General features: G+C 60.1%; 14 protein-coding genes. 13 read left to right on the top strand and 1 reads right to left on the bottom strand.

Annotated features, from left to right (window positions below; translation table 11 throughout):
• The first annotated feature begins 123 nt into the window (after positions 1-123).
• From KGA97_RS00225 to KGA97_RS00200, 6 genes are all read left to right on the top strand, one after another.
• On the top strand, positions 124-900 hold the full coding sequence (locus KGA97_RS00225) for an ABC transporter substrate-binding protein (protein WP_008026411.1): 777 nt from the start codon (positions 124-126) through the stop codon (positions 898-900).
• 92 nt (positions 901-992) lie between these two features.
• The gene (locus tag KGA97_RS00220) at positions 993-1,682 is read left to right on the top strand and encodes an ABC transporter permease (RefSeq protein WP_008041551.1); all 690 of its coding nucleotides are present in this window, start codon (positions 993-995) and stop codon (positions 1,680-1,682) included.
• A gap of 13 nt (positions 1,683-1,695) precedes the next feature.
• Positions 1,696-2,394 carry an ABC transporter permease gene (locus tag KGA97_RS00215; RefSeq protein ID WP_008026413.1) on the top strand — a complete coding sequence of 233 codons (699 nt, stop codon included), beginning with the start codon at positions 1,696-1,698 and terminating at the stop codon, positions 2,392-2,394.
• Positions 2,395-2,403: 9 nt separating this feature from the next.
• Positions 2,404-3,516, top strand: a complete 1,113-nt coding sequence (locus KGA97_RS00210) for a succinylglutamate desuccinylase/aspartoacylase family protein (protein WP_223479998.1) — start codon at positions 2,404-2,406, stop codon at positions 3,514-3,516.
• 18 nt (positions 3,517-3,534) lie between these two features.
• A complete protein-coding gene (locus tag KGA97_RS00205) occupies positions 3,535-4,299 on the top strand; it encodes an ABC transporter ATP-binding protein (RefSeq protein WP_207284309.1) in 765 nt (254 codons plus the stop codon).
• Positions 4,300-4,419: 120 nt separating this feature from the next.
• Positions 4,420-5,340: a MurR/RpiR family transcriptional regulator gene (locus KGA97_RS00200; protein WP_008041565.1), complete on the top strand. Its 921-nt coding sequence runs from the start codon at positions 4,420-4,422 to the stop codon at positions 5,338-5,340.
• A 12-nt stretch (positions 5,341-5,352) separates the two neighbouring features.
• On the opposite strand, the gene KGA97_RS00195 is transcribed toward KGA97_RS00200, so the two are convergent.
• Entirely contained in the window at positions 5,353-6,273 is a 921-nt protein-coding gene (locus KGA97_RS00195) for a helix-turn-helix domain-containing protein (protein WP_223414308.1), read from the bottom strand.
• 161 nt (positions 6,274-6,434) lie between these two features.
• Between KGA97_RS00195 and KGA97_RS00190 the strand changes: the two genes are divergently transcribed.
• The 7 genes from KGA97_RS00190 to KGA97_RS00160 all read left to right on the top strand — a co-directional run bounded on the left by KGA97_RS00190 (position 6,435) and on the right by KGA97_RS00160 (position 14,195).
• Positions 6,435-7,793 (top strand): glutamine synthetase family protein, encoded by a 1,359-nt coding sequence (locus tag KGA97_RS00190; protein ID WP_008026421.1) that lies wholly within the window; start codon positions 6,435-6,437, stop codon positions 7,791-7,793.
• A 145-nt stretch (positions 7,794-7,938) separates the two neighbouring features.
• Entirely contained in the window at positions 7,939-9,027 is a 1,089-nt protein-coding gene (locus KGA97_RS00185; RefSeq protein WP_223479997.1) for a polyamine ABC transporter substrate-binding protein, read from the top strand.
• Positions 9,024-10,325, top strand: a complete 1,302-nt coding sequence (locus KGA97_RS00180) for an NAD(P)/FAD-dependent oxidoreductase (RefSeq protein WP_223479996.1) — start codon at positions 9,024-9,026, stop codon at positions 10,323-10,325. Before KGA97_RS00185 ends, KGA97_RS00180 begins: the two co-directional genes overlap by 4 nt.
• 412 nt (positions 10,326-10,737) lie before the next feature.
• Entirely contained in the window at positions 10,738-11,334 is a 597-nt protein-coding gene (locus tag KGA97_RS00175; RefSeq protein ID WP_192227209.1) for a paraquat-inducible protein A, read from the top strand.
• Positions 11,331-11,981: a paraquat-inducible protein A gene (locus KGA97_RS00170; RefSeq protein WP_008038428.1), complete on the top strand. Its 651-nt coding sequence runs from the start codon at positions 11,331-11,333 to the stop codon at positions 11,979-11,981. Before KGA97_RS00175 ends, KGA97_RS00170 begins: the two co-directional genes overlap by 4 nt.
• Entirely contained in the window at positions 11,962-13,617 is a 1,656-nt protein-coding gene (locus tag KGA97_RS00165; protein WP_008038427.1) for an intermembrane transport protein PqiB, read from the top strand. Before KGA97_RS00170 ends, KGA97_RS00165 begins: the two co-directional genes overlap by 20 nt.
• Positions 13,618-13,634: 17 nt before the next feature.
• Positions 13,635-14,195: a membrane integrity-associated transporter subunit PqiC gene (locus tag KGA97_RS00160; RefSeq protein ID WP_223479995.1), complete on the top strand. Its 561-nt coding sequence runs from the start codon at positions 13,635-13,637 to the stop codon at positions 14,193-14,195.
• The last annotated feature ends 48 nt before the right edge of the window (positions 14,196-14,243 follow it).

Raw genomic sequence — 14,243 nt, 5'->3', positions numbered from 1 at the left:
CGCAGTTGCAATATGAAATAAAACGTGTCAATTATAGCTGCACACATTTCAGGGACTGCGACATCGCCAGATCGGACGGCTTCTACCCGGACCACCCAAACGCCCCTTCAAGGAGTCAACAAAATGAACAAAAGAGCACTTCTAGGCGCCATGGCACTGTGCGCAACAAGCTTCCTGGCGCATGCCGACGAAGACAGCCTGCGTATCGGTATCGAAGCCGCTTACCCTCCCTTCTCCTTCAAGACACCGGAGGGCAACGTCAGCGGTTTCGACTACGACATCGGCAATGCCCTGTGCGAAGAAATGAAGATCAAATGCGAGTGGGTCATCCAGGAATTCGACGGCATGATCCCGTCACTCAAGGTGCGCAAGATCGACGCCGTGCTGTCGTCGATGTCGATTACCGAAGACCGGATGAAGTCGGTCGACTTCAGCAAAAAGTACTACCACACGCCGGGCAAGTTCGCGATGAAGGCCGGCAACGTGATCAACGACCCGCTGATTGATCTCAAAGGCAAGAAAGTCGGCGTGCAACGCGCCTCGACTTACGACCGTTTCGCCACCGAACAACTGGCGGAACGCGGGATCGAGGTGGTGCGCTATTCCTCGCAGAATGAGGCGTTCCTGGACCTGGCGTCGGGCCGTCTGGACGCGACGCTGGCCGACATCGTCAACACCAACGAAAGCTTTATCAAAACCGCGGCGGGCAAGGATTTCGCCCTGGTGGGGCCGGACATCAACGACCCGAAATACTTCGGTCGGGGCGCCGGGATCGCGGTGCGTAAAGGTGACAGTGCCAACGTTGCCCGCCTGAGTGCCGCCATTGACGCCATCCGCGAAAATGGCAAGTACCAGCAAGTGATGAGCAAGTACTTCGCGTTCGATATCTACGGCGAATAAGCCTTCACCCGCCACTCTGGCGCCGGCCCCCGGGCAGGCGTCGCTTTGGGCTTGTTTGCGCGCCTCACCGCGCTCGCTTGAGGAACTTCATCATGCTTCACGGCTACGGATCGAGCATTCTCGATGGCGCCTGGCTGACCGTTAACCTGGCCCTGACTTCCATGGCCATGGCGATAGCATTGGGTCTGCTGGGAGCGGCCTTTCGTTTGTCGCCACTGAAATGGCTGGCGATGCTGGGCGAAAGTTATACCACCCTGATTCGGGGCATTCCCGACCTGGTGTTGATCCTGCTGATTTTCTACGGCGGCCAGGATCTGGTGAACCGCGTCGCTCTTGCGCTCGGTTACACCCGCTATATCGATATCAATCCCTTTATCGCCGGTGTCTGCACCATGGGTTTCATTTTTGGTGCCTACCTGTCGGAAACCTTTCGCGGCGCGTTTATGGCGATCCCTAAAGGCCAGGCCGAGGCTGGAGCCGCTTATGGCATGAGGGGCACGCAAGTGTTCTGGCGAATTCTGGTGCCGCAGATGATTCGTTTCGCCCTTCCCGGCTTCACCAACAACTGGCTGGTGCTGACCAAATCCACCGCGCTGATATCGGTCATCGGCTTGCAGGACATGATGTTCAAAGCCAAGAACGCTGCTGACGCCACCCACCAGCCGTTTACCTTTTTCCTCGCGGTGGCGGCGCTCTATCTGATGCTGACCAGCCTGTCATTGCTGGTGCTGCGCTATCTGGAAAAACACTACTCGGTCGGCATCAAAGCCGCCGAACTGTGATGGGGAGCAACCAATGATGCTCGACTACAACCTGATCTGGGAAAACCTGCCGCTGTATTTCAACGGCATCCTGGTGACGCTGAAAGTGCTGCTGATTTCCCTGGCCTTCGGCCTGGTCCTGGCCGTTCCGCTGGCGTTGATGCGGGTGTCTCGATCGCCGCTGATCAACTTTCCGGCCTGGCTTTACACCTACGTGATCCGCGGCACGCCCATGCTGGTGCAGTTGTTCCTGATCTATTACGGCCTGGCGCAGTTCGAATCGGTACGCCAAAGCGCGCTCTGGCCCTACCTGTCCAGTGCCACCTTTTGCGCGTGCCTGGCCTTCGCGATCAACACCAGTGCCTACAGCGCAGAGTTGCTGGCCGGCAGTTTGAAGGCCACGGCACATGGCGAGATCGAAGCGGCCAAAGCCATGGGCATGTCGCGCGTGACGTTGTACCGCCGCATTCTGCTGCCGTCTGCCTTGCGCCGGGCGCTGCCGCAGTACAGCAACGAAGTGCTGATGATGCTGCAAACCACCAGTCTGGCGTCGATCGTCACGCTGGTGGATATCACCGGGGCCGCGCGAACAGTCAGTTCGCGGTTCTACCTGCCGTTCGAGGCGTTCATCACTGCCGGCCTTATCTACCTGGCCCTGACCTTCATCCTGGTTCGTCTGTTCAAGTTGGCCGAGCGCCGCTGGCTGGCATACCTGGCACCGCGCAAGCATTAAGGAGCTGTTATGGAGCACATTGAATACCTGTTGCCGTGGAGTGCTTCGGGCACCGAGCGGCGCCTGTCACTGTTTCGCTTTGGCAGCGGGCCGCGCAAGGCTTACATCCAGGCCTCCCTGCATGCCGACGAGTTGCCGGGGATGCGCGTGGCGGTGGAACTCAAACGTCGTCTGCGAGTACTGGAAGAGCAAGGTCGCCTGAACGGGGTCGTCGAGTTGGTGCCGATGTCCAACCCCATCGGCATCGCCCAGATGTTCCAGGCGACCCACCAAGGTCGCTTCGAGTTCTCCAGCGGCAAGAATTTCAATCGTGATTTTCCCGAGTTGACCGAAGCCGTGGCCGCATTGGTGAAAGGCCAACTGGGCACCGACGCCGACGTCAACACCGCGCTGATCCGTCGTGCCATGGCCGATGTCCTCGCCGACATACCGCCAGCCACTTCGGAACTCGATGGCCTGCGTCGCCTGCTGTTGCGGCATGCGTGTGACGCCGACGTGGTGCTGGACCTGCACTGCGACTTCGAATCAATCATGCTGCTTTATGCCATGCCGCAACACTGGCCACGCTTGCGCTCATTGGCCGCACGCCTGGGCGCCGGTGCCGCCCTGCTGGCTGAAGATGCTGGCGGCAGCGCCTTCGATGAAGCCTGTGCGATCCCTTGGTTACGCCTGGCCGAGCTGTTTCCCGAAGCGGCTATCCCGATGGCGTGCGTGGCCACGACCATCGAATTGCGTGGCATGGCCGACACCGAGCGCGAGCAATGTGTCGACAGCGCCGAGGCCATTCTCGGCTATCTAGCCGAACAAGGCCTGATCAGCGGGGACTGGCCCCTGGCCCCGATATCCGCTTGTGAAGCAACGCCATTCGCCGGGACGCAATACGCCTACGCGCCGCACCCTGGTGTGGTGAGTTTCCTGCAACCGCTGGGCGCCCGGGTCAAGGTTGGCGATCCACTGTTTGAAGTGCTTGACCCGCTGAACGATCGCCACAGCATCGTGCGCGCCAGCACCGACGGCATCCTTTATGCCCGCGAACGTCTGCGTTTTGCCCAACCCGGTTTGTGGCTGGCCAAAGTCGCCGGCACCCGCCTGATTCGCCAGGGCCGCTTACTCAGCGACTGACACCAGAGAGTGAACAGAATGTACAAACTTGAAATACAGAATCTGCACAAAAGCTACGGCGCCCACGAAGTGCTCAAGGGCGTATCCCTGGAAGCGAAAGCGGGCGACGTCATCAGCATCATCGGTTCCAGCGGCTCAGGCAAAAGCACCTTCCTGCGCTGCATCAACCTGCTGGAACAGCCGAACGCGGGCAACATCGTGCTCAATGGCGAGCAGCTCAAACTGGTGAACAACAAACTCGGCGGCCTGAAGGCTGCCGAACCCCGGCAGTTGCAGCGCATGCGTTCGCGACTGTCGATGGTGTTTCAGCACTTCAATCTCTGGTCGCACATGAGTGCCCTTGAAAACGTCATGGAAGCCCCGGTGCATGTGCAGGGGCTGGGCAAGAAAGAAGCGCGGGAAAAGGCCGAGCATTACTTGAACAAAGTCGGCGTGGCGCACCGCATGAACGCGTGGCCGGCGCATATGTCGGGTGGCGAGCAGCAGCGCGTGGCGATAGCGCGTGCGCTGGCCATGGAACCGGAAGTGATGCTGTTCGATGAACCGACGTCGGCACTCGACCCCGAGCTGGTCGGCGAAGTGCTGAAGGTCATGCAGGACCTCGCTCAGGAAGGACGCACCATGGTGGTGGTGACCCACGAAATGGGTTTTGCCCGGGAAGTCTCCAATCAACTGGTGTTCCTGCATAAGGGCTTGGTCGAAGAGCGCGGTGATCCGCGTGAGGTGCTGGTAAAACCACAGTCCGAACGGCTGCAACAGTTTTTGGCCGGCAGCTTGAAGTAATCCGCGCGTTTGCGTCACCGACCCTCGCCCTTGCGCTGCACGTCGAGGGTCGGCTTCGGATACACTCGCGCCAACCTCATGCCAGGCCTTCTCTAATTCTCAGGAAATGTTGAGCCGGATATGCCGACCCCATCGAAAGACACCACGGTCTATGCCGCGCCGGTCATGCGCAAACTGGCGGAAACCGTCTCCGAGTTGCCGCCGTCATTGCGCAAAGTGGCCGACTTCATTCTGCGCCACCCGCTGAAGGCGGCGACGCTGACCATTGAAGAGATGGCTCACGTCACGTCCACCTCACCCGCAGCGGTAAACCGCCTGGCCAAAGCCCTGAACCTCGGCGGCTACACCGGCATGAAGGCCGAGCTGGTGGCGACGTTGCAGCAAATGGTCTCGCCCGTCGACAAGCTGCGCAACGAACTGGCGCATCGCCCCGACGGCGCGTTTGGGCTGCAGGAACAAATCCAGAGCGCCACCAGTAACCTGGCGACGGCGGCGACCAACAACCATGAAGACACGTTTGAAGCGTTCGTCACCAGCCTGATCAACGCACGCAAAATCTACATTCTTGGTTTTGGCAACAGCGTCTATTTTGCCGGCCTCGCCGCCTCGACGCTGATGCCGTTCTGTGCGGACGCCACCGCGATCAGCATGGAGGGTGGTAACGAAAACGCCGCTTACCGTCTGGCCGCCATTACCGACCAGGACGTCTTGCTGGCGATTGCCCTGCCGCGTTACTCGCTCGACACCCTGCAACTCGCCCGTTTCGCCCATGAACGCGGGGCCAAGGTGCTGGCAATCACCGATTCGCCTGCGTCGCCGCTGACCAGCGTTGCCGATCACGTTCTGTTCGCCCCGGCCGATCACCCGGTCATGACCAGTTCCAACATCGCCGTACTTGCCTTGATCGAAGGGTTGGTCGCTGGGGTGATGGCGCGCAACAAGGAAGCCGTCAAACTGGCGACCGAGTTGACCGAAAGCGTCATGGCTTACCTGCACATCCCCGGCAGCACTAAATCACCCAAAGCCACCAAGCCACGCTGAGCAGTGATCGGCTCAGCGGCTTGATGCCCGGCCGGTTTTACGCGCGAGGGTCTGACTGGGAAGCTCTTTGAACAACGCTCGGTAGCTGCTGGAAAACCGCCCCAAATGCCAGAACGACCACTGCATCGCCACTTCGGCCACGGTGGTTTCCATAGGCGAGCGATTCAGCAGTTCGCGGTGGGCGCTGTTGAGTCGGCGCAGACGCAGCCAATGGGTCGGCGTCATGCCGGTGTACGCCTTGAACGCGTGCTGCAACTGACGCAATGACACCCCGGCAACCCGGGAAAGCTCCAGCAGGTTCAGGGTTTCTTCCGGGGAATCGGCCGCCCATTCACCAATGCGCTTCATCACCGCCCGTTCTTCAGCGCGGCGCTGCAAACCGCCGCGATCCAGGCAGACCGAGGCGTTGTCGAGGATGTACAGGCAGTCTTCCAGCAACTGCTGGGTCAAGGCCTCTTTGCTCGGCGGATCGAGGGTTTGCGCCAACCGGGTCAACGTTCCGCTCAGCCAGCGACTGAACAGCGCGTTCTGCCCCGAGTTCAGCGGCGCCATGAACAAACCTTCGAGCCTGGCGACATTCAGACCGTGACGCTGAACGAACTCCGGCCCGAACACCACGGCGATTTCCTGGTAGTTCTCCGGCGTGATCCAGATGTTGCGGCTTTCTTCATTCAGCACGTACAGCGCGTTGTCACTGCGATCGAAACAGAATGCCAGTGCACCCTCGGGCGCGCTGAAATTCTGCTCGACCCGGGTGTTCATGTGTTCTTCGTAAATCTCGACGCCCTGCAGGTCGAGGTAACGCACCCGCCCGGCGAAATGCCCCGGCGACATCTGCTGGTAATGCTGGACCCAACCCGGGGTGGCGCGGATTTGCTCGGCGACATCGGCGGTATCGAACGCTTGGACCTGTAATGGATTGCACGCTGTCATGGGTGACCTTACGCACTCGTTTGGTGCGTTTTGGTGCTGCTGAAAGTGGATAGATGGAACGTCAAGGCTCGCCCAAGATAGTCGTCAACGCGTCCCAGGGGAAGTGTGTGGCGGATGAAACCACCCTCCCCGGCGTTAATAAAACCAATAACGAGGTCTTTATGAATGTCCCTTTCGATCAGCTGCTCACGTGGCTGAAAGATCACAAGATTACCGAAGTCGAGTGTGTCGTCAGCGACCTGACCGGCATTGCACGCGGCAAAATTGCGCCCACCAACAAGTTCCTGCATGAGCGAGGCATGCGCCTGCCGGAAAGTGTGCTGTTGCAAACGGTAACCGGGGACTTTGTCGACGATGACATCTACTACGACCTGCTCGACCCGGCCGACATCGACATGGTGTGCAAGCCGGTTTCCGATGCGGTGTACGTGATTCCATGGGCCATCGAGCCCACCGCAATCGTGATCCACGACACCTTCGACAAGTTCGGCAACCCGATCGAACTGTCGCCGCGCAACGTGCTGAAGAAAGTCTTGCAGTTGTACACCGACAAAGGCTGGAAGCCGATTGTCGCTCCGGAAATGGAGTTTTACCTGACCCAGCGCTGCGAAGACCCGGACTTGCCGCTCAAGGCGCCGATGGGCCGTTCGGGCCGTGCGGAAAGTGGGCGTCAGTCGTTTTCCATCGACGCCGCCAACGAATTCGACCCGCTGTTTGAAGACGTCTACGACTGGTGCGAATTGCAAGGCCTGGACCTCGACACGCTGATCCACGAAGACGGCCCGGCGCAGATGGAAATCAACTTCCGCCATGGCGACGCGCTGGACCTGGCCGATCAGATCACGGTGTTCAAACGCACGATGCGCGAGGCAGCGCTCAAGCACAATGTTGCAGCGACGTTCATGGCCAAGCCGATTGGCGACGAGCCGGGCAGCGCCATGCACATTCACCAGAGTGTGGTGGACATCGCCACCGGCCAGCCGATCTTCGCCAATGCCGACGGGCAGATGAGCGAGCTGTTCCTGCATTACATCGGCGGCCTGCAGAAATACATCCCCAAAGTGCTGCCGATGTTTGCGCCCAACGTGAACTCGTTCCGCCGTTTCCTGCCGGACACCTCGGCACCGGTGAACGTCGAGTGGGGTGAGGAAAACCGTACCGTGGGCCTGCGTGTGCCGACCTCCAGCCCCGAGGCGATGCGCGTGGAAAACCGTTTGCCCGGCGCCGATGCCAACCCGTATCTGGCCATCGCCGCCAGCCTGCTGTGCGGTTACCTCGGCATGGTCGAGCGCATCGAGCCGAGCGCTGCGGTACAGGGCCGGGCCTACGAACGACGGAACCTGCGCCTGCCGATCACCATCGAAGACGCGCTGACGCAGATGGAAGAATGCGAAACCATCGAGCGTTATCTGGGCAGCAAGTTTGTCCGCGGTTATGTCGCGGTCAAGCGAGCGGAGCACGAGAACTTCAAGCGCGTGATCAGCTCGTGGGAGCGGGAGTTTTTGCTTCTTAGTGTCTGAAAACCACACGAGATCACACATTCGTGTAGGAGCGAGGCTTGCCCGCGAAGAGTCCAGCACATTCAACATCGCCGTTGGCTGGCAGTCCGCCTTCGCGGGCAAGCCTCGCTCCTACAAGAATCCAACAACTCCAAGAGGTGTCGATATGCGTCTATTGAAATCCGTGGTCCCGGTCGCGCTGGCCCTGCTATTCAGCGCTGTTGCTCAGGCTCAACCACAGGTCAGCGTCTACAACTGGACCGATTACATCGGCGAAACCACCCTCGCCGACTTCCAGGCCAAATCCGGAATCAAGGTGATCTACGACGTTTTCGATTCCAACGAAACCCTGGAGGGCAAACTGCTCGCCGGTCGTACCGGGTATGACGTGGTGGTGCCGTCCAACCACTTCCTCGCGCGCCAGGTGAAGGCCGGCGCGTTCCTCAAGCTGGATCGCGCACAGCTGCCGAACTCCAAGAACCTTGACCCGAAACTGCTGGCGCTACTGGAGAAAAACGATCCGGGCAACGAGCATTCGGTGCCTTACCTGTGGGGCACCAATGGCATCGGCTACAACGTCGACAAGGTCAAACAAGTGCTGGGCATCGATCACATCGACTCCTGGGCCGTGCTGTTCGAACCGGAAAATATCAAGAAGCTCAGCCAGTGCGGCGTGTCGATGATGGACTCGGCGGATGAAGTCTTCCCCGCGATCCTCAATTACATGGGCATGGACCCGCGCAGCGAAAATCCCGAGGACTACAAGAAGGCCGAAGCCAAGTTGCTGAGCATCCGGCCTTACATCACTTACTTCCACTCATCCAAGTACGTGTCGGACCTGGCCAACGGCGACATCTGCGTGGCGTTCGGTTATTCCGGCGACGTGTTCCAGGCTGCCAACCGCGCCAAGGAAGCCAAGAACGGCGTGAACATCGCCTACGCGATTCCGAAGGAAGGCAGCAACCTGTGGTTCGATTTGCTGGCGATTCCTGCCGACGCCAGCAACACGAAAGAGGCGCACGCCTTCATCAACTACCTGCTCGACCCACAAGTGATCGCCAAGGTCAGCGCCTCGGTCGGTTACGCCAACCCCAACCCGGCCGCCAAGCAATTCATGGACCCTGAGTTGGTGAACAATCCCGAGGTTTACCCGCCTCAGGAAGTGCTCGACAAACTCTACATCTCGACCACCCCGCCCCAGGCGATCATGCGGCTGATGACCCGTTCCTGGAGCAAAGTGAAGTCCAACAAATGAATCAGTACAACCTCGAACATGCACGTTCATATTACGCGGCATCGGCCCATACGCTGACGCCCTTCCCTACGCTGGAAGAGGACCTTGTCGCCGATGTCTGCGTGATCGGCGGCGGGTTTACCGGGGTCAACACGGCCATCGAACTGGCCCAGCGCGGGCTCTCGGTGATTTTGTTGGAAGCCCGGCGGATCGGCTGGGGCGCCAGCGGGCGCAACGGTGGCCAGTTGATCCGCGGCATTGGCCATGACGTCAGCGGTTTCGCCCGGCACATCGGTGTAGAAGGCGTGCGTTACCTGGAGCGCGCGGGGACCGAATCGGTCGAGCTGGTGGGCAAGCGCATCCGCGAGCACGGCATCGATTGCGACCTGCGCTGGGGTTTTTGCGAACTGGCCAACACCAAGGCACAGTTCGCGGCGTTCAAGGCTGAGCAGGAAGGCCTTGTCGAGTCGGGTTACGCCCATGAAACGCGATTGGTCGGGCCGGAGCAGATCCGTGAACACGTAGTGAATTCAGGCGTGTATGCCGGTGGCCTGGTGGACATGGGTTCGGGACATTTGCACCCGCTCAATCTGGTGCTCGGCGAAGCGCGACTGGCGCGATCGCTTGGGGTGCAGATCTTCGAACAGAGCCCGGTGCTGGAGTTGATTCATGGCAATACCGTGCAGGTGCGTTGTGCCGGGGGCACGGTGCGCGCCGGCAGCCTGGTGCTGGCGTGTAACGCGCACCTGGACGAACTCGAACCGAAGCTCAGCGGCAAGGTGCTTCCGGCGGGCAGCTACATCATCGCCACCGAGCCGTTGGCGCCTGACGTCGCAACGCAGTTGATCCCGCAGAACCTGGCACTGTGCGACCAGAAAGTCGGCCTGGATTACTACCGGCTTTCGGCGGACCGGCGTTTGCTGTTCGGCGGTGCCTGCCATTATTCCGGGCGTGATCCGGCAGACATCGCCGCCTACATGCGCCCGCAAATGCTCAAGGTGTTCCCGCAACTGGCCGATGTGCGCATTGATTATCAATGGGGCGGCAAGATTGGTATCACCGCCAATCGCTTCCCGCAGGTCGGGCGCTTGAGTCAGCATCCGAACGTGTTCTACGCACAGGGTTATTCCGGTCACGGCCTGAACGTGACCCATTGGTGCGCCAAACTGCTGGGCGAAGCGATTCATGCCGGGCACAGCCAAGGCTTTGACGTATTCAGCGCCGTGCCCCACATGACCTTCCCCGGCGGCCCGAAGCTGCGCTCACCGCTGCTGGCCCTCGGCATGTTCTGGTATCGCCTGCGCGAAATCCTCGGCTAAAACACCCACCCCTTGCTGGCGATGGCGCCCTCAACATATCCGCAGCCTCAAGGCCCAATCGCCAGCAAGCCGGCTCCTACAATGGCCGTGCGCAGCCGATCCGACGGGAAAACACCAAACCCTGTAGGAGCCAGCTTGCTGGCGATGACGCCCGCAATATCACCGCAAACCTCAAGGTCCGATCGCCGGCAAGCCGGCTCCTACAATGGCCGTGCGCAGCCGATCCACCGGGCAAACACTAAACCCTGTAGGAGCCGGCTTGCTGGCGATGGCGGCCGCAAGATCAGTGCAGGACTCGAGGCCCGATCACCAGCAAGTCAGCTTTAAGTCCGCCTTTTAATTTGCTCAATCGCAAGGCACTTCTATATTGAGGATGTGCTCTGACTTTCCTGCCTCCTGGCGAGTGCGGCCTATGGCTACGACTGACCAACTGATCATCTGCGAGCACTGCGACTGCGTGTATCAAAAAGTCACGCTCGCCAAACATCAGAAAACCCTCTGTACGCGCTGCGGCGGCGTGCTTCAGCGCTATAACGGCCTGACGGTGGAGCAGCGGCTGGCGCTGACCGTCACCGCGCTGATGCTGTGGATTTTCGCCAATTTCTACCCGGTCATGAGCATCAGCCTGCAAGGCCTGAAAAACAGCGCGACGCTGTGGGATTCGGTACAGGCCCTGAGTCTGGGCCCGATTACCTTCATCGCGATGGTGGCGGCAATCGCCATGATCATCGCGCCGATTTTCCAGTTGCTGCTGCTGATCTGGGTCCTGAGTTTTGCCCTCGCCTCCCGTCGTTCGCCGGGTTTCAGATTCTGTATGCGCTGGCTGGAAACCCTGCGGCCCTGGAGCATGCTGGAAGTCTGCCTGCTGGGGGCGATGGTCGCGGTGATCAAGCTCGCCGGGTTGCTCGACGTCCTGCCTGGTATCGGCCTGTTCGCCCTGGCCATTCTCAGCCTGATGATGATCCGCATCGCCGGGCGCGATGTCCGTGAACTGTGGGATGTCTTATGACTACGCCACCAGTCGCCAGCGAACTCAACCTGTGTCTCTGCCACAGCTGCGGCCTGGCCTGTGACATGACCGGCGACCCCCACGAATGCGAACGCTGCGGTGCGCCGCTGCATCGGCGCAAAACCAACGCCCTGACCCGAACCTGGGCCTACTTGATCACGTCATTGGTGTTTTACATCCCGGCCAATGTGTTGCCGGTGATGAACACCAAAATGGTCGGCAGCGGCGCGGACAGCACAATCATGGGTGGTGTGCTGGATTTCTGGCAGCACGGCGCCTGGGACATCGCCCTGATCATTTTCATTGCCAGCATCGCGGTGCCGGGCATCAAGTTCGTCGCCCTGTCGTTATTGCTGGTGACCGTTCAGCGCGACAGTGATTGGGCGCGCAAGGAGCGCTCAAAAATGTACCGTTTCGTCGAGCTCATCGGTTATTGGTCGATGCTCGACGTGATCGTGGTCGCCCTGGTGGCTTCGTTGGTGAAGTTCCAGGCGCTGGCCGATATCGAACCGCGCGCGGGCATTCTGTTTTTTGGTCTGGTGGTGGTGTTCACCATGCTGTCGGCGATGAGTTTCGACCCACGTCTGATCTGGGATCAGCAACATTCCGAAAACGAGGAGGTCATGGATGAAGTCTCAAGCCGCTGACGGGCCGCAAGCTCCCGGGCAGGCCCCCATCAAGACCCGCCGCTACAGCGTTTCATTGGTGTGGATCGTGCCGATTGTCGCGGTGCTGGTGGGTATTTCGCTGGTGGTTCACAGCATTTTGCAGGAAGGACCGACCATCACCGTCACGTTCAAGACCGGTAGCGGCCTGACCGCCAACAAGACCGAGGTCAAATACCGCAACGTGGTGATCGGGCATGTCTCCGACGTGGAATTGAGCGGCGACCAGAAAAGCGTCAACGCCACCATCAAACTGTCCAAGCAGGCGGAAAGTTTCACCCGCGAAGACTCGCAATTCTGGGTGGTACGGCCCCGCATCGGTGCTGGCGGCGTGTCGGGCATCGATACACTGCTGTCCGGGGACTACATTGGCGCCGACATCGGCCAGGCCAATGCCCGGTCGAAGAATTTTACCGGGCTGGAAAATCCGCCCCCCATTACCTATGGCGAACCCGGAAAGCGCTTTACGCTGCACACCCAGGACCTGGGCTCGCTCGACATTGGTTCCCCGGTCTACTACCGCAAAATTCCGGTCGGCCAAGTGGTCGCCTATGCCCTGGATGCCGACGGCAAAGGGGTGAACCTCGAAGTCTTCATCCATTCGCCCAACGATGCCTTCGTCACCGATAACACCCGGTTCTGGAATGCCAGCGGCATCGATGTCAATGTCGGCGCCAACGGTTTTTCGGTGAAGACCGAGTCGCTCTCGTCCATATTGGTGGGCGGCATCGCGTTCAGGGCGCCGGAATACAGCCCCAACGATAAACCGGCGCTAGAGGACAAAGGCTTCGAGCTGTTCGAAGACCAGCAAACCGCCCTCGCCCCGCCCAGCGGCAAGGCGCAGTTCCTGAGTTTGCGTTTCGACCAGGCATTGCGCGGGTTGAAAGTCGGTGCGCCGGTGGAGTTCCTTGGCATCGAGTTCGGCAGGGTTGTGTCGGTCAATCTGGATTTCGACCCGAAAAAACGCAGCTTTCCGGTCAACGTCGGCATCGTGATCTACCCGCAACGGCTCGGCCAGGCCCACGCCAGAATGCTTGAAGCGTTGAAGCATGACCCCAATGACGAAGCCGCCGGCGTACGGTTGATGGGCAGCTTCATCGAAAACGGTCTGCGGGCCCAGGCCCGCAGCGGCAATCTGTTGACCGGCCAGTTGTACATCGCACTCGACTTCTATCCCAAAGCGGAGAAAGTCGTGTTCGACCCGACCGCCCGCCCTGTCAGCATTCCCACCATTCCTGGCAGCCTCGAACAGTTGCAGGAAAAACTCGAAGGCATGGTCACCAAGATCAACCAACTGCCCATCGAGCGCATCGCCGGCAACCTCGACAGCAACCTCGTAGAGCTGCGCAAGGGCCTCGCGCAATTCAACGCCAAGACCCTGCCTGGCGTGCAAACCACCCTGGCAGACGTCAGCAAAACCCTGCAATCGGCCAGCTCGACCCTTGCCGAAGACTCGCCGCAACGCGAGCAATTGACCCAGACCCTGGAAGAACTCGGGCGCATGTCGCGCTCCCTGCGTGAGCTCTCGGATTACCTGGGCCGGCATCCAGAGTCGCTGATTCGCGGTCGTCCCAATAACGCAGCACCGACGGACCTACAGGGCCCACCGCGCAACTGACCACAGGAGCAACACCCATGGCTTTTTCGCTGAAGATTACCTTGGTCACTGCGTGTCTACTGCTCGCCGCCTGCCGCAGTGACCCGATTCAGTTCCACACCCTGACCCCGGCACAATTGAGCGGCACCGCACGAGGCAACGGTGGGGAAATCCAGATCGAAAGCCTCAGCGTACCGGCCCAGGTCGATCGTCCGCAGATCGTCATTCGTCAGGGCAACAGCGGCGTGGCAATTCTCGAAACCCAATGGTGGGCTGCGAGTCTGGTGGACGAGTTGCGCAGTGCTCTGGTGGATCAACTGGCCAACAGCAGTCCGAAGCGAAGAGTGTCAGTACGCCTGGAGGTGCAACGCTTCGACTCGATTCCCGGGCAGTACGGTTTGATCGACGTCAAATGGCGCCTGCGCAATCCCGGCGAAGGCGATAACACGCTGATTACGTGCCGCAGCACCTTGCAGACGCCTTCAGGCCCCTCCATTGATGACTTGGTGGTGGCCCAGCAAAACAACGTCAAACGCCTGGCCGCGTTGATCAGCCAGGCAGCAACCACTGCGCAGCGAGGCTGTCCGTCTGCCAACTGACACCGATACAGAACGCCCGATATGGTTTTCCCTCGATGGCAAAGCACG

Source organism: Pseudomonas sp. BF-B-15 (assembly GCF_019946675.1).
Taxonomy (GTDB): Bacteria; Pseudomonadota; Gammaproteobacteria; order Pseudomonadales; family Pseudomonadaceae; genus Aquipseudomonas; species Aquipseudomonas migulae.
The sequence above is the reverse complement of the archived record's forward strand: the minus strand, read 5'-3'. Positions and strand labels throughout refer to the sequence as shown.